The organism is Novosphingobium sp., assembly GCF_030699305.1.
Taxonomy (GTDB): domain Bacteria; phylum Pseudomonadota; class Alphaproteobacteria; order Sphingomonadales; family Sphingomonadaceae; genus Novosphingobium.
In genome coordinates, this window is the sequence record NZ_JAUYNB010000021.1 from 133,095 (window position 1) to 154,036 (window position 20,942).

General features: G+C 65.4%; 18 protein-coding genes. 11 read left to right on the forward strand and 7 right to left on the reverse strand.

Annotation, left to right across the window (positions count from 1 at the left end; translation table 11 throughout):
- Positions 1-17: 17 nt before the first annotated feature.
- From Q8Q53_RS09700 to Q8Q53_RS09710, 3 genes are all read left to right on the forward strand, one after another.
- Complete coding sequence (locus Q8Q53_RS09700) at positions 18-536, forward strand: hypothetical protein (protein WP_305701567.1); 519 nt, start codon at positions 18-20, stop codon at positions 534-536.
- 99 nt (positions 537-635) lie between these two features.
- Positions 636-1,886 (forward strand): serine hydrolase, encoded by a 1,251-nt coding sequence (locus tag Q8Q53_RS09705; protein WP_305701568.1) that lies wholly within the window; start codon positions 636-638, stop codon positions 1,884-1,886.
- A 147-nt stretch (positions 1,887-2,033) separates the two neighbouring features.
- Positions 2,034-3,242, forward strand: a complete 1,209-nt coding sequence (locus Q8Q53_RS09710) for a type III PLP-dependent enzyme (protein ID WP_305701569.1) — start codon at positions 2,034-2,036, stop codon at positions 3,240-3,242.
- An 89-nt stretch (positions 3,243-3,331) separates the two neighbouring features.
- Here Q8Q53_RS09710 and hemA read toward each other — a convergent pair whose 3' ends face one another.
- The 3 genes from hemA to murI all read right to left on the reverse strand — a co-directional run bounded on the left by hemA (position 3,332) and on the right by murI (position 6,395).
- Positions 3,332-4,546: a 5-aminolevulinate synthase gene (gene hemA / locus Q8Q53_RS09715; protein ID WP_305701570.1), complete on the reverse strand. Its 1,215-nt coding sequence runs from the start codon at positions 4,544-4,546 to the stop codon at positions 3,332-3,334.
- Between the two features lie 91 nt (positions 4,547-4,637).
- Positions 4,638-5,564: an MBL fold metallo-hydrolase gene (locus tag Q8Q53_RS09720; RefSeq protein ID WP_305701571.1), complete on the reverse strand. Its 927-nt coding sequence runs from the start codon at positions 5,562-5,564 to the stop codon at positions 4,638-4,640.
- Between the two features lie 36 nt (positions 5,565-5,600).
- Positions 5,601-6,395, reverse strand: coding sequence for a glutamate racemase (murI, locus tag Q8Q53_RS09725; RefSeq protein ID WP_305701572.1), 795 nt, complete (start codon positions 6,393-6,395; stop codon positions 5,601-5,603).
- 82 nt (positions 6,396-6,477) lie between these two features.
- Between murI and plsY the strand changes: the two genes are divergently transcribed.
- The 5 genes from plsY (at position 6,478) to Q8Q53_RS09750 (ending at position 12,745) form a co-directional block, all read left to right on the forward strand.
- Entirely contained in the window at positions 6,478-7,059 is a 582-nt protein-coding gene (plsY, locus tag Q8Q53_RS09730; RefSeq protein WP_305701573.1) for a glycerol-3-phosphate 1-O-acyltransferase PlsY, read from the forward strand.
- Positions 7,059-8,168: a DNA-processing protein DprA gene (dprA, locus tag Q8Q53_RS09735; RefSeq protein WP_305701574.1), complete on the forward strand. Its 1,110-nt coding sequence runs from the start codon at positions 7,059-7,061 to the stop codon at positions 8,166-8,168. Before plsY ends, dprA begins: the two co-directional genes overlap by 1 nt.
- A 104-nt stretch (positions 8,169-8,272) precedes the next feature.
- Complete coding sequence (locus tag Q8Q53_RS09740; RefSeq protein ID WP_305701575.1) at positions 8,273-9,859, forward strand: VWA domain-containing protein; 1,587 nt, start codon at positions 8,273-8,275, stop codon at positions 9,857-9,859.
- 136 nt (positions 9,860-9,995) lie between these two features.
- Positions 9,996-12,569, forward strand: a complete 2,574-nt coding sequence (gene topA / locus Q8Q53_RS09745) for a type I DNA topoisomerase (RefSeq protein ID WP_305701576.1) — start codon at positions 9,996-9,998, stop codon at positions 12,567-12,569.
- Positions 12,566-12,745 (forward strand): hypothetical protein, encoded by a 180-nt coding sequence (locus Q8Q53_RS09750; protein WP_305701577.1) that lies wholly within the window; start codon positions 12,566-12,568, stop codon positions 12,743-12,745. The genes topA and Q8Q53_RS09750 overlap by 4 nt, the downstream gene beginning before the upstream one ends.
- 44 nt (positions 12,746-12,789) lie before the next feature.
- On the opposite strand, the gene era is transcribed toward Q8Q53_RS09750, so the two are convergent.
- The 3 genes from era to lepB all read right to left on the reverse strand — a co-directional run bounded on the left by era (position 12,790) and on the right by lepB (position 15,316).
- Positions 12,790-13,701, reverse strand: coding sequence for a GTPase Era (era, locus tag Q8Q53_RS09755; protein ID WP_305701578.1), 912 nt, complete (start codon positions 13,699-13,701; stop codon positions 12,790-12,792).
- A gap of 105 nt (positions 13,702-13,806) precedes the next feature.
- Entirely contained in the window at positions 13,807-14,475 is a 669-nt protein-coding gene (rnc, locus tag Q8Q53_RS09760) for a ribonuclease III (protein ID WP_305701579.1), read from the reverse strand.
- Positions 14,476-14,482: 7 nt separating this feature from the next.
- Positions 14,483-15,316 (reverse strand): signal peptidase I, encoded by an 834-nt coding sequence (lepB, locus tag Q8Q53_RS09765; RefSeq protein ID WP_305701580.1) that lies wholly within the window; start codon positions 15,314-15,316, stop codon positions 14,483-14,485.
- Positions 15,317-15,480: 164 nt separating this feature from the next.
- On the opposite strand from lepB, the gene pgi reads away from it, so the two are divergent.
- From pgi to Q8Q53_RS09780, 3 genes are all read left to right on the forward strand, one after another.
- Complete coding sequence (pgi, locus tag Q8Q53_RS09770; protein ID WP_305701581.1) at positions 15,481-16,995, forward strand: glucose-6-phosphate isomerase; 1,515 nt, start codon at positions 15,481-15,483, stop codon at positions 16,993-16,995.
- 321 nt (positions 16,996-17,316) lie between these two features.
- Positions 17,317-18,663 (forward strand): glutathione-disulfide reductase, encoded by a 1,347-nt coding sequence (gene gorA, locus Q8Q53_RS09775; protein ID WP_305701582.1) that lies wholly within the window; start codon positions 17,317-17,319, stop codon positions 18,661-18,663.
- 65 nt (positions 18,664-18,728) lie between these two features.
- Complete coding sequence (locus tag Q8Q53_RS09780) at positions 18,729-19,451, forward strand: SDR family oxidoreductase (RefSeq protein ID WP_305701583.1); 723 nt, start codon at positions 18,729-18,731, stop codon at positions 19,449-19,451.
- A gap of 46 nt (positions 19,452-19,497) precedes the next feature.
- On the opposite strand, the gene Q8Q53_RS09785 is transcribed toward Q8Q53_RS09780, so the two are convergent.
- On the reverse strand, positions 19,498-20,901 hold the full coding sequence (locus Q8Q53_RS09785; protein WP_305701584.1) for a short-chain fatty acyl-CoA regulator family protein: 1,404 nt from the start codon (positions 20,899-20,901) through the stop codon (positions 19,498-19,500).
- Between the last annotated feature and the right edge of the window lie 41 nt (positions 20,902-20,942).

Genomic DNA, 20,942 nt, shown 5'->3' on the forward strand with positions numbered 1-20,942 from the left:
TTATTGAGGGGTTTCTTATGAATTTTCAATCAGTTCTGTTGTCGGCCCTGGCGCTGGCAGCGGCAACGGGGGCGCAGGCTGCACCGGCCAGGATTGCCGATGGCAAGCTGTTCAAGGTTGTGACCGAGACGGACCTGCAGCAACTGGTTCTCGCCGAAGGGCACACCGTGGACGAACTGCATCCGTTTGAGGCGCCCAGCGTGCGCGGCAAGACGGCGGACGGGTTGTTCTTCGTGCTGATCGGTACGGCGTGCGACGTCGGCAAGATCAAGGGTTGTCAGGGCACGATGATGCAGGTCCGCTATGACCAGGACGAGACGGTCACGATGGACGGCGTCAACAAGGCCAACATTGAAGAAGCCGCAGTCGGCACCTGGTGGGACAAGGAAGACAAGACGGTCGGGTTTACCCGCTATGTCGTGATGGATGACGGGGTAACCTGGCTCAACCTGCGGCAGAACTTGCGGGTTCTGCTGGACGTTCAGGTATCCGCCCTGAAGTATGTGTTTCCGGAAACCGACAAGGCGGCTGAATAATTGCAATGACCGCCCACTTGCGCGCCGGCGATGCAGGGCGTGCAAGTGGGCGTGTCGAACAGAGGGCCGGTCCACGGCCCCGGCGGAGCGAGGATTGCCATGACTGAACAGCGCGCCGTGCTGGATGCCCACACCAGCGATCCTGCCGTGATGGGCTGGATGCAGGGCTTTCCGCCCGCACCGGACAAGCATATTCTGGCGGCGAGCGCCGGGCACATGCGGTTTCCGACCCATCGGTTCGCGTTTTCCCGGATGCGCGAATTCCTGCCGACCGCGCGGGTGGCGCGGGGGCATGGGGCGATCCGGGAATTTCCGGTCGCGCTGCGCGATGATCTGGATGACCTGACCTTCACCGCGCTGGATGACGGGCGTGAAATGACCTGGGCGCAGTCGTTGCCCACCAACTTCACAGACGCGATCCTGGTGCTGCACCGCGGGACCATCGTTTATGAGCGCTATTTTGGCGTAACCCGGCGCGCTACCCCGCATATCGTCTTTTCGGTGACCAAAAGCTTCGTGGGCACGCTGGCCGAAATGCTGGTCCACGAAGGGCGGCTCGATCCCGCCACGCCAGTGGGCGACCTGTTGCCTGAACTGCGGTCCAGCGGATTTGCCGATGCCACGCTGCGGCAAGTGCTGGACATGACGACCGCGCTCGATTTCTCTGAGGACTATACCGACGCCAGTTCCGGGATCGGTGCGTTCAGTCTGGCGCTGGGGTTGACCCCGCGTCCGGCCGGATACGCCGGACCAACCAATGTCTATGATTTCCTGCCAACCATCGGCAAGGCGGGCGAGCACGGCGAACGGTTCACCTATCGCACCTGCAACACCGAAGTGCTCGGCTGGATTGTCGCGCGGACAGAAGGCAAGCGGCTGGACAAGGTTCTGGCGGAACGGATCTGGCAACCGCTGGGGATGGAACAGGATGCCGATTTCCTGATCGATTCAACCGGCATGCCGTTCGCAGGCGGCGGGCTGAACCCGGTGCTTCACGATCTGGCCCGGTTTGGCGAAACGATGCGCTGCGATGGGGTGGGGCATGGCGGCGCGGTAATCCCGCTGGCGGCCATCGAATCGATTCGCGCCGGGGCGGATCGCGCGGCATTTGCCAAGGCCGGATACGGTTACCTGCCGGACTGTTCCTATCGCAGCCAGTGGTGGACGATGCCGGGCAATCACGGCACCTATGCCGCGCGGGGGATCCACGGGCAGGGGATCTATATCGACCCTGTGGCCGAAATGGTGATCGTCCGGTTCGGATCGCACCCGATTGCCGCCAGTTCCGGCAATGATCCGGTGTCCTTGCCGGCCTATCGGGCCGTGGCTGAACGGCTGATGCAAAGGTAGGTTTCTGCCGGAAAAATCGTGCAACCTGGCAAGCGTTTTCACTTGCAGTTCACCTCCGCTGTTTTATAGGAACCCTCCGCTGCCCCATGGGGACTTCCAAACCGCAAGGCAGCTTTTTTGAAACTATCCGTTTGGGGGTCCCTTGAGTTGCACATTTATCCTGACGCACCGGCTGTAGTTCGCGCACTCGCGCCTGACGAACCCGTTATCCTGAACCGCCCGCATGCTGCGGCGCGCGCTGCCCGTTTCTTCGTGGAGAAGTTTCCGGGCAAGTCGCTCTATGCGGTAAAGGCCAACCCCTCACCAGAACTGCTGAAGGTGCTGTGGGCATCGGGCGTGACGCACTACGACGTCGCCTCGATCGCCGAAGTGCGGCTGGTCCGCGCGACCCTGCCCGATGCAACGCTGTGCTTCATGCACCCGGTCAAGACCCGTGCCGCAATCGCAGAGGCTTACGGCGTCCACGGCGTGCGCACGTTCAGCCTGGACGCGCACGAGGAACTGGAAAAGATCGTCGCCGCAACCACCAGCGACGCTGGCGAAGCTGCGGCCGACCTGTCGCTGTGCGTGCGGCTGCGGGTGTCGTCGGACTATTCCGAGCTGAGCCTGGCGTCCAAGTTCGGCGTTGACCTGGTCGATGCCGCACCGCTGCTGCAGGCAACCCGCCAGGTGGCGGACGCGCTGGGGATCTGCTTCCATGTCGGTTCGCAGGCGATGACCCCGTTTGCCTATGTGCAGGCGCTGGAACGCGTTCGTGCGGCGATTGTCGATGCGGCTGTCACGGTTGATATCGTCGATGTCGGCGGCGGCTTTCCGTCGATCTATCCGGGCATGGAGCCACCGCCGCTGGAAGATTTCTTCGGCGCGATCCACCGCGCGGCGGAATCGCTGCCGGTTTCCTATTCGTCGGAACTGTGGTGCGAACCGGGCCGGGCGCTGTGCGCGGAATACAACTCGATGATCGTGCGCGTTGAAAAGCGCCGCGGGAAAGAACTGTATATCAACGACGGTGCCTATGGCGCGCTGTACGATGCGGCGCATGTCGGCTGGCGGTTTCCGGTGCGCAGCCTGGCCGATGATGCCGAAGGCGCACAGGAAGAAGACTTCGCGTTCTATGGCCCGACCTGCGACGACGCCGACTACATGGAAGGCCCGTTCACGCTGCCCGCCGGGATCAAGGCCGGTGACTATATCGAGGTCGGGATGCTGGGCGCCTATGGCGCGGCAATGAAGACCGCGTTCAACGGGTTCGGTCAGGCCGAAGCGATCGAAACGACCGATGAGCCGATGGCCAGCCAGTATCTGGGTGACCGCCGCGATCCGCGCCACAGCGACAACGTGGTGTCGCTGCGCTGATCGGGCGCTGACTGCCAACACAAAGGGCCGGGAACCTCGATCAGGTTCCCGGCCCTTATTTTGTCTGTCGAAGGGTGGTGGGGTTACCGTCAGGCGGCGAGCCGCAGGTCCAGTCGGTCCCAGATTTCGATCAGCGCCTTGGTCAGCGTTTCCATCATCGCCGCTGTATGCGCCGGACCGGGCGTAAAGCGCAGGCGCTCCGTCCCGCGCGGCACGGTGGGGTAATTGATCGGCTGCACATAGACGCCGTATTCGGCCAGCAGGATATCGCTGATCTTCTTGGCCTTGACCGGATCGCCCACCATCAGCGGGACGATATGCGTGGTCGAATCCATCACCGGCAGGCCGGCATCCCGGAACAACTGCTTGAGCATGGCGGCTGCGGCCTGCTGGCCTTCGCGCTCAACCGATGAACTCTTGAGATGGCGGACGCTGGCGAGCACCCCGGCCACCAGCACCGGTGACAGCGAGGTGGTGAAGATGAAGCCGGGGGCATAGCTGCGGATCACGTCGATGATCTTGGAATCGGCCGCGATATACCCGCCCATCACGCCGAATGCCTTGCCCAGCGTGCCTTCGATGATGGTGATCCGGCTGGCGGCTTCATCCCGATCGGTAATGCCGCCGCCGCGCGGGCCATACATGCCGACAGCGTGAACTTCGTCGATATAGGTCAGCGCGTTATACTTGTCGGCCAGATCACAGATCGCATGGATTGGGGCGACGTCGCCCTCCATCGAATAGACCGATTCGAAGGCGATCAGCTTGGGCAGATCAGGGTCTTCGGCGGCCAGCAGCTCTTCCAGATGCGCAAGGTCATTGTGGCGCCAGACGCGCTTTTCAGCGCCGGAATTGCGGATGCCCGCGATCATGCTGGCGTGGTTGAGCTCGTCCGAAAAGATCACGCAGCCCGGCAGGACTTTCGCCAGCGTGGACAGCGTGGCATCGTTGGACACATAGCCCGACGTGAACAGCAGTGCGCCTTCCTTGTCGTGCAGGTCGGCCAGTTCGCCTTCCAGATCGACATGGTAATGGGTGTTGCCGCCAATGTTCCGGGTGCCGCCAGAGCCAGCGCCGACATCGTGCAGCGCCTCTTCCATCGCCGCGATCACTTTGGGATGCTGGCCCATGGCGAGGTAATCGTTGGAGCACCACACGGTGATGTCCTTCGGCCCGTTGTGACCGGCAAAGCACCGCGCGTTGGGATACGCGCCCTTGTTGCGCAGGATATCGATAAACACACGATAGCGGCCTTCCGAATGCAGCCGCTCGATCGCCTGGTCGAAAATCTGATCGTAGTTCACTTGGCGTTTGACCTCCGCGCCGGGCGGCGATTGCCGTCGTCCTGGCCGATGCGCGCGGCCTTACGCGAACTCCGGCAGTTATACCAGTCGGTTAATTGTCCGGCTCGGCGGTGAACCCCCGTTTTGCCGCAGCGGTCCAGCTTTTTCCTGCTTTGACCGGTTTGTGGGCTTCGTCCGGATCGGCTGCGACCGCTCCGGTGATTTCGTGTCCGGGCACGATGTTCAGGTCGGGCGCCTGCGCTTTCAGGGCGGCAATGGTGCGCAGCCAGGCATAGACCTGCGTGCGGTCTTCCTTGATGATGTAGCTGCCAACCAGCCGTGACCGGGCGCGCAGTTCTTTCCAGCTGACATCGAACGTGGCGATATCGCCAGCGAACAGGAACTCTGTGCCGCCGGCCAGCCGCACAAAGATCATTTGCGAGCCGGGTGTGTGGCTGGCCGCCGGAATGACCACTACGCCCGGGGCAATGGCCTGCGGCGCGGAGCCGGTGATCCGGGCGCGCGGGGTGAACCCGCTCGGCCAGGCCAGTTTTCCTGCGAGCGCGGCGGCTGGCAACTGGTCATGGTTGAACCGGGCGGCCTGCATGGCCGGTCCGCCCAGCCGCAAGGCGGCGCCCATGTGGTCAGGATGTTCGTGCGTGAACAGGATCAGCCCGGCGGATTGCAGGGCCTGATCAATCCGGGCCTGGGCACCGGGATAACGGTTTTCGATGCCCATGGCCGCCGCGTCGATTGCGTGGACACCCGAATCGATGAGAATGGGCTTGCCGCCAGCCACCGGCAGTCGAAACGCCGTGATGACCACCGGATGCCGTTTCAGCCCGTGCCCCGCCGCCATCAGGCCGCGCGGGAGCAGGCGCAGCGCCGATGGTTCGTACTCCACGGCCGAAGGCGCAGTGCCCGGCATGCTGGCCGCCAATTCGCGCAGTTGCGCAATCGACAGCGGCTTGGCCGGTTCCGTGCCGGGCCGATTGTCGATCAACAGCCAGTAAAACGGGATGCCCACCACCAAGAACATTGTCAGTAAAAACAGATTGAGCCGCCGTGCCATCGTTTACAGAATCCCGGTTTCAAGCAGGCCGTGACGCTGGAGCGCCGGAGCCAGTTGCGCAAGCTCTGCCCCATCGCGGGTGAACAGTGCAAGGTCCGGTTTGCGGCGTTGCATGGGTTGCCCACCGGTCAGCGCGGCGATCCGCCGCGCAATCCCTGCCGCGCCATGCACGAACCGCACGCCCGGTCCGAACGCAGCGGCCAGTTCCGGTTCGACCAGCGGAAAGTGCGTGCAGGCCAGCACGACCGTATCGATGCGCTCGCCGCCGGGTTGGTCGCGCAAGGCTGCGGCGGCCCGCGTGAATACCGCCGGATCAACTTCCGCGCCGCGCAGTTTGGCTTCAGCCGCTGCGACCAGTTCGGGTGCGGCAGCGCGCAGCAAATGCTTGTCGCCCGCGAATTCAGCCTCCAGCCGGTCGACATAGTGCTGCCGGATCGTCGCGGCCGTGCCGAGCAGTCCGATAAAGCCGCTGCGCGTCAACCCCGCGGCGGGCTTGATCGCGGGCACGGTGCCGACAACCGGCACGGCCAGCACATCGCGGACCATGCCCAGCGCGATCGTGGAAGCGGTGTTGCAGGCGATGCAGACCAGCCGGGGGCGAAACCGCTCTGTCATCCGGCCCAGCAGGCCCGCCACCCGCGCGGCGATCTCCGCCTCGGTCTTGGTGCCGTACGGCAGCCCGGCGTTATCGGCGGCATAGATTACCGGCGCAGCGGGCACCACTGCGCGCACTTGTGCCAGCACCGACAGCCCGCCGACGCCCGAATCAAACAATAACAGCGGCGCATCCGCATCCATAACCGGTGCAATCCCCAATCCCGGACTTGCCGGTGCGCCCGCCTTGTAGCTACCAAGGGCGGGGTAAGGGAAGGGGACGACAATGGATGGTTTCGCGGCACTTGCTCTGGGGTACCTGCTGGGATCGGTGCCGTTCGGGCTGATCCTGACCGCGGCGTTCGGCGCCGGGGATCTGCGCAGCATCGGATCTGGCAACATCGGGGCGACCAACGTGCTGCGCACCGGGAACAAGGGGCTGGCGGCGGCCACCTTGCTGCTCGATCTGGCCAAGGGGCTGCTCGCCGTCTGGCTGGCGTGGCGCTGGTTTCCGGAATTTCCCGGCATGGCGGCGCTGGGGGCGGTGCTGGGCCACTGCTTTCCGGTCTGGCTGAAGTTCAAGGGCGGGAAGGGCGTGGCGACCACGATGGGCGTGTCGCTTGGCCTCGCCTGGCCGCTGGGGCTGGTCTATGCGCTGACCTGGCTGGGCATGCTGGCGATCACCCGGATTTCATCGCTGGCGGGAATGACTGCGGCGGTCGCCGTTCCGGTCGCTGCGTGGATCATGGGGCGGACTGAACTGGTGCCGGTGCTGGGGGCAATCGCGGTGCTGGTGCTGATCCTGCACCGCGCAAACATTGCCCGGCTGCGCGCCGGGACCGAGCCCAGGCTGGGGGCCAAGGGCTGATGGAACCGGCTGGGGCAGCGCTTTCGCAGGATGAGGCATTTGCCCGCATTCGGTTGCTGCGCTCACCCAATATCGGCCCGATCAGTTATCGCCAGCTGCTCAGCCGGTTTGGCACGGCCCGGGCCGCGCTCGATGCCTTGCCCGATCTCGCGGCGCGTGGCGGCAAGGGTTACCGGGTCGCGGCGGAAGACCGGATTTCGGCCGAAGTCGCCGCGCTGCGCAGTGCGCGCGGCCGTTATGTCTTTCACGATTCGCCCGATTATCCCGCGCTGTTGGTCGCGATTGACAGCGCCCCGCCGATCCTGATGGTGCGGGGGCAACTGGCGCTGGCGGCGCGGCCGACGGTTGCAATCGTGGGCGCGCGCAATGCCTCGGCGGCGGCGGTCAAGCTGGCCAGGATGTTTGCGGGGGAACTGGCCGAGGCGGGCTTTGCGGTGGTGTCCGGGTTGGCGCGCGGGATTGACGGCGCGGCGCATCAGGCCAGTCTGAGCGGCGGAACAATCGGCGTGATCGCCAGCGGGATCGACGTGACTTATCCGCCCGAACACGCCGATTTGCAGGAAGCGGTCGCGAACGAAGGCCTGCTGGTGGCGGAACAGCCGCCAGGAACCGAACCGCTCGCCCGCCATTTCCCGTCCCGCAACCGGATCATTGCCGGACTGGCGCTTGGCACGCTGGTCGTGGAAGCCGCGCCGAAATCCGGTTCGCTGATTACCGCCCGGCTGGCGGGAGAGTTCGGGCGGGAAGTGATGGCCATTCCCGGCTCGCCGCTCGACGCGCGGGCGCAGGGCTGCAACCAGTTGATCCGCGACGGCGCGGTGCTGGTCCAGGCGGCGGCGGACGTGATCGAACTGCTGTCCGGCTTTGACGGCACACCGCGATCCACCTTTCGCGAACCGGCGGTGCAGGGCTGGGCGGACCTGCCGGATGAACCCGCAGACAGTCCGGCCGATGTCGGGGCGCTGTTGGGAATCGCGCCGGTCGCGGTGGACGAATTGATTCGCCAAAGCGGAGATAGCCCGGCCGCAGTCCAGCTGGCTTTGCTGGAACTGGAACTGGCCGGGCGGCTGGTTCGCCACGCTGGCGGGCGGGTTTCGCTCAGCGGTTGACGGCAGTTTCGCGGCGGGTCGATGTAACACTGTAACCCGGTCATTTTCGGTTCATCGAACCGCGCGCACGGTTCAGCTTCGGATCGAGGGAATGGAGTGATCGAATGCGCAAGGGATTGTCACTGATCGCAATGATGGCGGTGCTGGTCCACGGACCGGCCATGGCCGCCCCGCCTTCGCCTCCGCCCCCGGCAAAGCCCGGCGCCAGTACCGTGTATGGACCGGATCGCGCGCAGGGCCTGTGTCGCAAGCCTGCTGCCCTGCCGCTGCTTGATGCCGAGACGCAAGTGCGGCCGCCGCGCCCCGTTCGCCCGAAAGTGGGTGGGGGCAGGGCCTATCCGTCCGCTCCGGTCGCGATGGAAGCGCCGGGTTCTCCGGTTCCAGCGCCGCCCCCGCCCCCGCCGCCGCCCCCGCCAGCCGCGATGGCCAGCGGCGCGGGTTCGGGCGATGTGATCGTTTCGGGCACCCCGGTCGACAGCGCGCGGGTGGCAGATGCCACGCCGGCCTACCGCGACGAACCGCGTTCCAGCGCGGCGAAGGAGGCGGCGAAAGTCATGCCGCCCCGGCCGTATCCGCGCCCCCGTCCGCAGCCACAGGCCGGGCAACTGACCGCCGGGGAGCATGACGACCTGCTCAACCCCGAACTCTATGCCGATTACGTTCGCCGGTCCGATCTGGGGCAGGCGATCCCCGATCTGCCGCGGGTCGATACCCAGCGCACGCTGACCGTGGCGGTGAACGACCGGGCGGGCCGTCCGGTGCCGTTTGCCGGGGTCGAACTGGCCTGCGCCGATGGCGGGCGGATCACGCTGGCAACCACGGCGGACGGCAAGGCCGTGTTCTTCCCCGAAGTGGACCAGCTCGGCCGCGATGTCTGGGTGCGGACGCGGGGTGAGGCATGGCGCGCGGTCAGCATTCCGGCCAGGCGCGGCGCACAGCGGGTGGACTTCACGGTCGATCGCACCGCCCCGGCAGTGCGCAAGCTGGACCTGATGCTGGTGATCGACACGACCGGGTCGATGGGCGATGAAATCCGCTATCTCCAGTCCGAACTCGCTGCGATCATTGATGGGGTAAGGGCGCGCCATCCGCAGCTGGACTTGCGGTTGGGGTTCGTCTTCTACCGCGACTTCGGCGATGATTACGTGACACAGACGGTGCCGCTGTCCGCCGATGTCGCCGCCGGTCAGGCCGCGCTGAGGCGACAGGGTGCCAGCGGGGGCGGGGACTATCCCGAAGCGATGGATCAGGCGCTGATCCGGGCCGCCGGGCAAGCCTGGCGGGCAGATGCGGCCAAGACCATGCTGCTGGTCGCCGATGCGCCCCCGCACGACCGGAACTTTGGCAAGACCTGGCTGGCGGCCGAACATTTGCGCGCCAGCCGCGTCCACATCGTGCCGGTGGCGGCATCGGGCGTGGCGGACAAGGCTGAATACGTGATGCGGGCCATGGCTGCGGCCACCCAGTCGCGCTACACCTTCCTGACCGACGACAGCGGCATCGGCAACCCGCACGCGCCGCCCGCGATTGACTGTTATCAGGTCACCCGGCTCGACGCCCTGATCCGCCGGGTGATCGACAGCCAGATTTCCGGCCGCCGGATCGAACCGGCCGAACAGGAAGTGATCCGCACCGTCGGCCAGCAGGATGGCGGGCGCTGCATTATTCCCCGTGACTTCGGAAACCAGTAGGCCGCTATGGGCCGGGGCGGTGCGCCGCCCCGGCCAGATGGCTGACGGCAGGGGTTAACGGCGGGGGTTGACGCTGGGGCCAGAACCCTCTCACCCTCGCGCGTACGTATACACGTGAGGAATTCGCTTTACCGCCATGCAACTTGTCATCGTAGAATCCCCCGCCAAGGCCAAGACCATCGAGAAGTATCTCGGCAAGGACTACAAGGTCCTCGCCAGCTATGGCCACGTTCGCGACCTGCCGCCCAAGGACGGCTCGGTCCGCCCGGACGAGGACTTCGCGATGGACTGGGAGCTCTATGGCGACAAGGCGCGTCAGGTGAAGGCGATCACCGATGCCGCCAAGACCGCCGACCGCCTGATCCTCGCGACTGACCCTGACCGTGAGGGTGAGGCGATTTCATGGCACGTGCGTGAACTGCTGGCCAAGCGCAAGGCGCTGCCCAAGGACGTCCAGCGCGTGACCTTCAACGCGATCACCAAGCAGACCGTGACCGAGGCGATGACCCGCCCGCGCGAGCTGGATCAGGATCTGATCGACGCCTACCTCGCCCGCCGCGCGCTGGATTACCTGTTCGGCTTCACGTTGTCCCCGGTGCTGTGGCGCAAGCTGCCCGGCGCGAAAAGCGCAGGCCGCGTCCAGTCGGTCGCGCTGCGCCTGATCGTGCAGCGCGAGCGCGAGATCGAAGTGTTCCGCCCGAAGGAATACTGGTCGGTCATTGCCCGGCTGGAGCAGGGCGGCACCGAGTTTCCCGCCCGGCTGGTTCGGTTTGAGGGCGAAAAGCTCGACAAGCTGAGCTTGGGCGAGGAAGGCATTGCGCTGCGCGCCAAGGCGCTGGTCGAATCCGCGACCTTCCGGGTCGAGGAAGTCGATACCAAGCCGACCCGCCGCAATCCCTATCCGCCGTTCACTACCTCGACGCTGCAGCAGGAAGCCGCTCGCAAGCTGGGCTTCTCGGCCAGCCACACGATGCGGATCGCCCAGAACCTCTATGAGGCCGGCGCGATCACCTATATGCGGACCGACGGGGTGCAGATGGATCCCAGCGCGATTTCCGATGCGCGCAAGGCGATTTCCGATCGTTACAGCGGGCACTATTTGCCCGAAAAGCCGCGCCACTACGAAACCAAGGCGAAGAACGCGCAGGAAGCCCACGAAGCGATCCGGCCGACCGAATTCAGCAAGGACAAGTACGGCAGCGGCGATGAGGCGCGGCTGTATGATCTGGTCTACAAACGCGCGATGGCCAGCCAGATGGCTTCGGCCAATATCGAGCGGACCGCCGTTACACTGCGCGACGGCACCGGCAAGCATGAACTGCGCGCCACGGGTCAGGTCATCAAGTTCCCCGGCTTTCTGGCCGTGTACGAGGAAAGCAAGGACCAGTCACAAGGCGGCGATGACGAGGACAGCGCGATGCTGCCCACGCTGAACACCGGCGACACCCCGGCGAAAAAGGGCGTCGATGCTGCGCAGCATTTCACCCAGCCGCCGCCGCGTTATTCCGAAGCCAGTCTGGTCAAGCGGCTGGAAGAACTGGGGATCGGCCGCCCTTCGACTTATGCTGCCACGCTGCAGGTGCTGAAGGACCGCAATTACGTGCGGACCGAAAAGAACCGGTTCTTTGCCGAGGAATCCGGGCGGCTGCTGACCGCGTTCCTCGAACGGTTCTTCGAGCGTTACGTCGCCTATGATTTCACCGCCGGGATGGAGGATGAACTTGACGACGTGTCCGGCGGCCGCGCCGCGTGGAAGACCGTGCTCGAAGCCTTCTGGAAGGACTTCAAGCCCAAGTCCGACGAAGTCATGGAGCGCAAGCCCAGCGAAGTGACCGAGGCGCTGGACGAGTTCCTGTCCGATTACCTGTTCCCGCCGAGCGACGACGGCACCGACCCGCGCAAATGCCCCAAGTGCGAGGCCGGACGGCTCTCGCTGCGCGGTGGGCGATACGGCGCGTTTGTGGCCTGTTCGAACTATCCGGAGTGCAAGTTCACCCGCAAGTTCGCGCAGCCCGGCGGCAGTGCGGACGGGGCCGAGGACGGCGAGCTGGGCAACCACCCCGAAACCGGACTGCCGATTGCCCGCAAGGTCGGGCGGTTTGGCCCCTACCTGGAAATGGGCGAGGGCAAGGAAGCCAAGCGTGCCAACATTCCCAAGGACATCGGCGAACTGTCACTCGACTGGGCGGTCAAGCTGATCGACCTGCCGCGAAGCATTGGCACCCACCCCGAAACGGGTGAGCCGATCACTGCCAGCATCGGCCGCTATGGTCCCTATCTGGCCCACAACGGCAAGTATGCGAAGCTGCGCAGCACCGCCGAAGTGTTCGACACCGGTATGAACGCTGCCGTCGTCCGGCTGGCCGAAGCGGCCGCTGGCGGCGGGCGCGGGGCGCGGGCGGCGGCGGAACCGCTCAAAACCTTTGGCCCGCATCCCGAAAGCGGCGGTGAGATGAAGCTGATGGCAGGCCGCTATGGTCCCTACGTCACCGATGGCACCACCAACGCCACCCTCCCGCGCGACAAGCAGCCCGAAGCGCTCACCGCCGAAGAAGCGGTGCTGCTGATCACCGAACGCGCCGCCAAGGGACCGGCGAAGGGCAAGAAAAAGGCCGCACCGAAGAAGAAGGCGGCGGCTCCGAAAAAGGCCGCAGCGCCCAAGAAGGCAGCAGCCAAGAAAACTCCAGCCAAGAAGGCAGCGGCGGAATGAGCGAGAAGTTCGAACGCCACCGCCAGCCCTGGAAGCCTGAGGAGCTGGCCAAACTGCGCACCCTTGCCGCCAAGGGCAAGGGGCTGAAGGAGATCGCCAAAGCACTGAACCGCAGCGAGGAATCGACCAAGGACCGCGCCAGGGATGACAACATCGGCATCGCCAAGCTGCGCTGAATGGCCCGGCCGCTGGCCGGGTGAAACGCCCCGTCAGGGCCGCTTCAGCGCACCCATTCCAGCCCGATTTCCTCGTAGATTTCCTTGTTGCTGTCGGCCCAGTTTTCCTCGACCTTGACGTGCAGGAACAAGTGGACGGTCACGCCGAGCAATTCGGTAAGTTCCTTGCGTGCGGTCTCGCCGATGGATTTCAGCTTGCTGCCGCCCTTGCCCAGCACGATGCCCTTCTGGCTGTCGCGGGCGATCACGATCTGCTGGTGGATCTCGACCGAGCCGTCCTTGCGGTGGGTGTAGCTTTCGGGGCGGACCGCGCTGTCATAGGGCAGTTCGTCATGGAGCTGGCGATAGAGCTGTTCGCGCGTGATCTCGCACGCCAGCAGCCGTTCGGACGCGTCCGACACCTGATCTTCGGGATAGTGCCACGCGCTTTCGGGCATCAGCTGCGCCAGCCGGACTTTCAGTTCCGGCACGCCGTCACCGGTCAGCGCGGAGATGAAGAACACCTCGTCGAACGCGGTCTTGCCGTCCTCGTCCGCGCCCGCCAGTTCCTGCGCCGCGATCAGCAGCGGTTCCTTGGGGGTTTCATCGACTTTGTTGAGCACCAGGATCTTGCGTTCCGGACGGCCTTTGAGGCTGGCCAGGATCGGTTCCAGATAGGCCAGCTTCTTCTTGCGGCCATCGACCACCAGCAGGATCGCATCGGCCTCCTGTGCGCCTTCCCAGGCGGCGCTGACCATCGCGCGGTCCAGCCGCCGCTTCGGTTCGAACAGGCCGGGGGTGTCGGCCAGGATGATCTGCGTTTCACCTTCCAGCGCGATTCCCATCAACCGCGCACGGGTGGTCTGCGCCTTGGCGCTGACGATGGCGACCTTCTGGCCGACCAGCGCGTTGACCAGTGTGGATTTGCCCGCGTTGGGGGCGCCGAGAACGGCAACGAGGCCGCAGTGTTGGGTCATGAATTCAATCCAGCAATGATGCGCAGCGCCGATCCGGCTGGTCCGCGCATATGTTATGAGAGGACTTTAGGGCGTCTGGCAGTTCAGTGCGAGTCAAACGATGGTTCAGCCGAACCGCTCCATGAACGCGGCCGCGGCCAGCGTTTCGGCTTCCTGCTTGCTGGAACCGGTTGCCTCAACCTCGCCCACGCCCTTGACCTCGACCGCGACGGTGAACTTGGCCGCATGGTCAGGGCCAGAGCGGTCGACCAGCCGGTATTCGGGCATCCGCCGACGATTGCCTGCGGCCCATTCCTGAAGCGCGGACTTGGGGTGCTTTTTCTGCCCGGTCTTGCCAGCCACCACATCGCCCCACAGCGTGCGCACCATGTCGCGCGTGGCATCGAACCCGTGGGTGACAAAGCTGGCGCCGATCAGCGCTTCCATCACGTCGCCCAGGATATTGTCGCTGTCCTGCCCGCCGTCGTCGCGGGCCTGCTTGCCCAGTTGCATGAACTGGCCAAGATCGATCGAGCGCGCGACGTTGGCGCAGGTGCTGCGGCTGACCAGCGCGTTGAGGCGCTGCGACAGGCGGCCTTCATCGCCGCCTTCCAGCTTGTAGAGCCATTCGGCGATGACCATGCCCAGCACCCGGTCACCCAGGAATTCCAGCCGCTGGTAATCCCGCGCGGCTCCGGTGCTGCCGTGGGTCAGTGCTTCCAGCCACAGCGCTTCGTCCACCGGCGGACGCCCGGCGATGCCGGTCAGGAATGCGTGGGTTTCAGTTTCCAGCACAGGGGCCTCAGAACCCGCTGCCGATCCGGTTCCAGCGCGCGGCGGAGAACCAGGTCCAGGGCTTGATCCATTCCGCGCTGCCATCGGTGGACCACATCATGAGCGAGGCACGGCCGACCAGGTTGTCCTGCGGGACCAGCCCGATCCCGCGGCGCGGTTCGGCGGGGAAGCGGCTGTCTTCGGAATTGTCGCGGTTGTCGCCCATCAGGAACAGGTGACCTTCGGGCACCACGACCGCCGGGGTATCGTCCTGCGCGCGCGGGCCAAGGTCCAGCACGTTATAGCTCCGTCCGCCGGGGAGCGTTTCGCGGTATTGCGGATAGCGGCAGACATCGCTGCCATCGGCCAGCTTGGCCGCGAACTGCACCGAATAGCAGCGCGTGTTGGGGCTGACCGTGATTTCGAAGTCCGCAATCCGCTCCTTCGGCACCGGCTGGCCGTTCAGGTGCAGCACGCCGTCCTTCATCTGGATGGTGTCGCCCGGCAGGCCGATCACCCGCTTGATATAGTCGATGTCGTTCAGCGGGGGCTGCTTGAAGATCACCACATCGCCGCGATCCGGGGTAGCCGCCATCACGCGTGTTTCCGGCAGCGCGCCGAAACTGAACGGCAACGAATGGCGCGAGTAGCCGTACGGCCACTTCGCAGCGAGCAGGTAATCCCCGTTCTGGAGCCGCGGCAGCATGGATTCGCTGGGAATGTTGAACGGCGAGAAGATGAAGCTGCGGAAAATCGCGACGAGCACGATCAGCTTCAGCAGGAAGACCAGAAAGCTGTCTTCCTTTTTGGCCGGTTTGGCAGCGGGGGCAGGGCCGACGGAATTGGGGACGTTGTCTTGCATCGCATTGTCCATGTTGGGCCGCGCCGCGCGCGTCAAGTGCAATAGGTGTATTATAGGAATAAGTCAGCGTTGGTGCAATGTCCCGCAGTGCATACGATTTCTGGTCTTGGCGGGCGGCGGCTGGGCGGGCATAGCTCTTCGCAACTGCAACAGGAGCATGAGTGATGAGCGAAGCGGTCAAGGCGGCATGGACCAAGCTGGAAGCACTGGCAAAGCCGGCCCTGCAAACGCTGTTCGCCGATCCGGCGCGGCTGGACACGCTGTCCGCGCGACTGGAACTGCCGGGCGGGGCGATCCGGTTCGACTGGTCCAAAACGCACCTTGATGGCGCGCACATCGCCGCGTTCGAGGAACTGGCCGAGGCCGTGCAGTTCAAGGCCAGGCGCGGCGCGATGTTCGCGGGCGAGGCAATCAACGTGACCGAGGGCCGCGCGGTCGAACACACCGCCCTGCGCGGGGTCGGCCGCGACACCAGCGTCGAGGAAGCAGGCGCGCTTCATGCCCGGATGCGCAGTCTGGTTCAGGCGATCCACGGCGGCGCGCTGGGCGAGGTCAAGCATCTGATTCACATCGGCATCGGCGGCAGCGCGCTCGGCCCGGCGTTGGCGATTGACGCGCTGGCCCGCGACGGGGCGGTGGTGGACGTCCATGTCGTGTCCAACATCGATGGGTGCGCGCTCGAAGCCGCGTTTGCGCGGTGCGATCCGGCGACCACGCTGATCGCGATTGCCTCCAAGACGTTCACCACCACCGAGACGATGACCAATGCGCACAGCGCGCTGACGTGGCTGGGCGAGCACGGGGTGGAAGATCCCTATGGCCGGGTCGTCGCGCTGACTGCCTACCCCGACAAGGCGGTCGAATGGGGCGTCGATGAAACCCGCGTCCTGCCGTTCCCGGAAAGCGTCGGCGGGCGCTATTCGCTGTGGTCATCAATCGGGTTCCCGATCGCGCTGGCGCTGGGCTGGGACGAATTTGCCGAGTTTCTGGACGGCGCGGCGGCGATGGACCTGCACTTCCAGGAAACCGACGGCGCGGCCAATCTGCCGCTGCGCGCCGCCTTTGCCGACTTGTTCTACACTCGCCTGAAGGGCTGCCAGACCCGCGCGGTGTTCGCCTATGATGAGCGACTGGGGCTGTTCCCGGACTATCTCCAACAACTCGAAATGGAATCGAACGGCAAATCGGTAAAGGCCGATGGCTCGCCGGTTGACGGCCCGACCGCGCCGATCACCTGGGGCGGGGTAGGCACAGACGCGCAGCACGCGGTGTTCCAGTTGCTCCATCAGGGCACCAATCTGGTCCCGGTGGACTTCATCGCCAGCATCGCGCCGGGCGATGCGCTCGACCCGGCGCACCACCGTAACCTGCTGGCCAACTGCTTTGCGCAAGGCGCGGCGCTGATGGCGGGCAAGGCCGCGAAAGACCCGGCGCGGGCCTATCCGGGGGATCGCCCCTCGGCCACGATCCTGTGCGATGACCTGACCCCCGGCACGCTGGGCGCGCTGATCGCGTTCCACGAACACCGCACGTTTGCGAACGGTGTGCTGCTGGAAGTGAACAGCTTTGACCAGTTCGGCGTGGAACTGGGCAAGGAAATCGCCAAGGCGATCGAGGCCGGGAACACCACCTTCGATCCCAGCACCGAAGCGCTGCTGGCCGAGGCGGGGATCAAGTAGGGTCAAGATCCCTCCTGCCCACCACTCTGTCACCCTGAACTTGTTTCAGGGTCCATCCATCAGCGCAAACCGAAGCCCTGCTGGATAGTCCCGGCGGCGCAGTCAGGGACATCCGCAGCCACCGGCGCGGGCGGCATAATGGACCCTGAAACAAGTTCAGGGTGACGGATTGGGTGACGAACTGGGGAAGGTGATGGAAGCGTGCAGGGTATGGCGGTGCCGTCTGCCCCTCACAAACCCAGCCTATCACACTGACCAGCAAAACCGTTTGGCAAATCCGCCCCGGCCGCCCCATATCGCCCCCCATACAAGGAGCGCATGATGGCTGAGTTTGACTACGACCTGTTCGTGATTGGCGCCGGTTCGGGCGGGGTCCGGGCCAGCCGGATCGCCGCGTCGCACGGGGCGCGGGTGGCCGTGGCCGAGGAGTTTCGCGTCGGCGGTACCTGCGTGATCCGCGGCTGCGTCCCCAAGAAGCTGCTGGTTTACGGCTCGCACTTTGCCCATTCGCTGCACGATGCGGCCCAATACGGCTGGACCATCGAGGGCGCGAAGTTCGACTGGGCGACCTTGCGCGATTTCGTGGCGAGCGACGTCGACCGGCTGGAGCGGGCCTATACCTCGACCCTCAGCAACAACAACGTCGAGCATTTTGCCGAGCGCGCCGTCGTCACCGGGCCGAACACCGTGCGGTTGGCATCAGGGCGCGAGATCACCGCCAGGATCATCCTGATCGCGGTCGGTGCGTGGCCGGTCATGCCGGAGATCGACGGGGCAGAGCACTGCATCACCTCGAACGAGGTGTTCCATCTGCCCGAATTGCCGAAGCGCGTGGTGATCCAGGGCGCGGGCTATATTGCGCTGGAATTCGCGGGCATTTTCAACGCGCTGGGCAGCGCGGTGACCGTGGTCAACCGCAGCGACAAGATCCTGCGCGGCTATGATCATGACCTGACCGAACGCTTGCTGCCGGTCCTCAAGGCGCGCGGGATCGAGTTTGCGTTCAACCATCCGATCGAACAGGTCACCCGGCAGGATGATGGCACGCTGCTGGTCCGCACCTCCGGGGGCAAGCTGTTCGAAGCCGACGCGGTGATGGTGGCCACCGGCCGCCAGCCCAAGACCGCCGGGCTGGGGCTGGAAAGCGCCGGGGTGGAACTGGGGGCCACGGGCGAGGTTCCGGTCGATGAATACAACCAGTCCAGTTGCCCCAGCATCTATGCCGTGGGCGACGTGACCAACCGGGTGCAGCTGACCCCGGTGGCGATCCGCGAGGGCCATGCCTTTGCCGACACCGTGTTCGGCAAGACCCCGCGCACCACCGCATATGACCATATCCCCAGCGCCGTCTTCACGCAGCCGCCCATCGCCGCCGTCGGTCTGACCGAAGAACAGGCGCGGCTGGTGCATGGCCATGTGAAGGTGTTCAAGTCCGATTTCCGGCCGATGCAGAACATGTTCAGCCAGGTGGCCGAGCGCGGCTTTTACAAGCTGGTGGTCGCCCCCGATACCGATGTGGTGCTGGGCGTGCACATGTTCGGCCCCGACGCGCCGGAAATCCTTCAGGCTGTAGCCATCGCAGTGAAGGCCGGGCTGACCAAGGCCCAGTTCGACGACACGGTCGCGCTGCATCCCTCGATGGCCGAGGAACTGGTGCTGATGCGCTAGCAATCAGGTTGCATTTAGCAACCTGATTGCTAGGTTCTCCGCCGCGAACACAGGGGAGACTAGCGATGCAGCTTTCGGGCAAGACCATACTTGTCACCGGCGGAACCGATGGGATCGGGGCGCAATTGATCCGCCAGCTTCGCAGCAAGGGTGCCACCGTGATCGCCCACGGACGGAACGCCGATCGCGTCGCCGCAGTCCGCGATGACGGGTTCGAGGTGATCCAGGCAGACCTTTCCACCCAGGCCGGGATCGATGCCGTGCTGGCCGGGGTGATGGGACGCCGGATCGATGCGCTGATCAACAATGCCGGGGCCGGTGCCGATCACGACTTTCGCGAAGGCGCGCCCGATCTGGCGGCTGCCGATGCGACGATCTTCCTCAACCTCAACGCTCCGATCCACCTGATCGCAGGGTTGATGCCAGAGCTGAAGTCGCGGGGGGAGGCGATGATCGTCAATGTTACATCGGGCCTTGCGATTGCTCCCCGCGCCGGTGGGCCGGTCTATTGCGCGACCAAGGCGGCGCTGCGGTCCTATTCGCAGGCGCTGCGCTACCAGTTGCAAGGCAGCGGCATCCACGTGCTGGAGGTGCTGCCGCCTGTGGTCGAAACCAAGCTCACCGCCGGACGCGGCAGCAGGAAGATGGCACCCGATGAATGTGCCCGGCAGATTGTCTCCGCGATGGAGCGCGACGCCGACGAGGCGAACATCGGTATTGTAAAGGTGCTGCAACTGGTCAACTCAATCTCGCCCGCGCTGGCGCGCAAGATCATGATCCGGTTTTGACGGGGAGGCGGCGATGGCCGTGCTTCCTCCCCCAAGGGGGAGGAAATCAAGCCAACCGGTACGGCACCACCCCGCGCTGGTCCGGATCGACCGTGATCGCCCGGTCGCTCGGCGGAAAGGCACGCTGGTCGCAGTCGGGGCGGGGGCAGATACGGCAGGATACGCCGATCCGGGTGGCGGCGCGGGGGCTGGTCAGGTCCAGCCCGTCGGCATAGACGAACTCGGCGGCGTGTTCCGCCTCGCACCCCAGCGCCACGGCATAGCGGCGCGGCGCGCGGTCGTAGGAGCCGGACGGCTTCACCAGCCCCTTGGCCATCGAGACATAGCGGACCCCGTCGGGTGTTTCGGCCAACTGCACCAGAATGCGGTCAGGGATCGCGACGGCTTCATGCACGATCCACAGCGGGCAGGCCCCGCCGAACCGGGCGAATTGCAGGCGCGTGGCGGAGTGGCGCTTGGTGATGTTCCCGGCCATGTCGACCCGGCAGAAGAAGAACGGCACGCCGCGCGCTTCCTCGCGCTGGAGGGTCGAGAGGCGGTGGCAGGCCTGTTCAAAGCTGGTGCCGAAGGCCTGTGCTAGCCGGTCGATGTCATGGCGCACGGCCCGCGCCTCGGTCCGGAACCGGCGATAGGGCATCAGCAGCGCGCCCGCGGCATAGTTGCACAGCCCCACAAACAGCAGTTGCCGCGATGCCGCGCTGTTCAGCCGCGCGCCTTCGATCACGGTGGAGATTTCGTCTTTCAGGGCGAGCGCGGCGAGCTGGTGCGCCAGTTGAAAGCGGCGGCTTTCGGCGGGCTGGCTGGGATCGATGGTCAGGTGGCCCATTTCCGCATCGAAACTGCGCAGGCCATGGTTTAACTCATAGACCAGTGAAATGGACAGCGCGTCGCGCAAATACGCCTCCAGCGCGGGGGTATCGGGGGTGAGCGCACGGCCGGAGAGCGTCCCCGCCAGCGCCTCCGCCGCGCGGTCCAGGCTGTCGACATAGTTGTTCGCAAAGTGGAACCAGTCGCGCACGTCCTCCCACGGCAGGCGCGCGATCCCGCCGGTTTCGGAAGACAGCGCCTCGTCCACCATCTGCAACCGCTGGCCGGTGCGGCGATAGGCCTCGTGCAGCGCGATGAAGCGTTCGGCCAGCAGCGGTTGCTGCTCGGCAAAGCGGGCCAGCTGAGCGGCGTCCATCGGCTCGGCGAACAGCGGATCGGCATTGGCTTCGCGCAGCGCGGCAAGGCGGTTTTCGGTGTCGCCCGCGCCGATTTCCCGCCAGTCGAGCGGGAAGGACTGGCTCAGCCGTTCGACCAGCGCGGGGGTCAGCGGGCGGTCGTCGTTTTCCAGCTGCGAGAGGTAGGACGGACTGATCCCCAGCCGCTCGGCCAGCTCCGCCTGCTTGAGCGCACGTTCGGCGCGGATCGCGCGCAGCTGGGTTCCGGCAAAGATACGGCGTGACATGACGGCGCCATTCTACTTTGCAAACTGTGGCTTTGCAACTT

Coding starts and splice junctions, on each gene's coding strand:
- Q8Q53_RS09700 (WP_305701567.1), top strand. CDS start 18: ATGAATTTTCAATCAGTTCTGTTGTCGGCCCTGGCGCTGGCAGCGGCA.
- Q8Q53_RS09705 (WP_305701568.1), top strand. CDS start 636: ATGACTGAACAGCGCGCCGTGCTGGATGCCCACACCAGCGATCCTGCC.
- Q8Q53_RS09720 (WP_305701571.1), bottom strand. CDS start 5,564: ATGTTCTTGGTGGTGGGCATCCCGTTTTACTGGCTGTTGATCGACAAT.
- murI (WP_305701572.1), bottom strand. CDS start 6,395: ATGGATGCGGATGCGCCGCTGTTATTGTTTGATTCGGGCGTCGGCGGG.
- plsY (WP_305701573.1), top strand. CDS start 6,478: ATGGATGGTTTCGCGGCACTTGCTCTGGGGTACCTGCTGGGATCGGTG.
- dprA (WP_305701574.1), top strand. CDS start 7,059: ATGGAACCGGCTGGGGCAGCGCTTTCGCAGGATGAGGCATTTGCCCGC.
- Q8Q53_RS09740 (WP_305701575.1), top strand. CDS start 8,273: ATGCGCAAGGGATTGTCACTGATCGCAATGATGGCGGTGCTGGTCCAC.
- topA (WP_305701576.1), top strand. CDS start 9,996: ATGCAACTTGTCATCGTAGAATCCCCCGCCAAGGCCAAGACCATCGAG.
- Q8Q53_RS09750 (WP_305701577.1), top strand. CDS start 12,566: ATGAGCGAGAAGTTCGAACGCCACCGCCAGCCCTGGAAGCCTGAGGAG.
- era (WP_305701578.1), bottom strand. CDS start 13,701: ATGACCCAACACTGCGGCCTCGTTGCCGTTCTCGGCGCCCCCAACGCG.
- lepB (WP_305701580.1), bottom strand. CDS start 15,316: ATGCAAGACAACGTCCCCAATTCCGTCGGCCCTGCCCCCGCTGCCAAA.
- pgi (WP_305701581.1), top strand. CDS start 15,481: ATGAGCGAAGCGGTCAAGGCGGCATGGACCAAGCTGGAAGCACTGGCA.
- gorA (WP_305701582.1), top strand. CDS start 17,317: ATGGCTGAGTTTGACTACGACCTGTTCGTGATTGGCGCCGGTTCGGGC.
- Q8Q53_RS09780 (WP_305701583.1), top strand. CDS start 18,729: ATGCAGCTTTCGGGCAAGACCATACTTGTCACCGGCGGAACCGATGGG.
- Q8Q53_RS09785 (WP_305701584.1), bottom strand. CDS start 20,901: ATGTCACGCCGTATCTTTGCCGGAACCCAGCTGCGCGCGATCCGCGCC.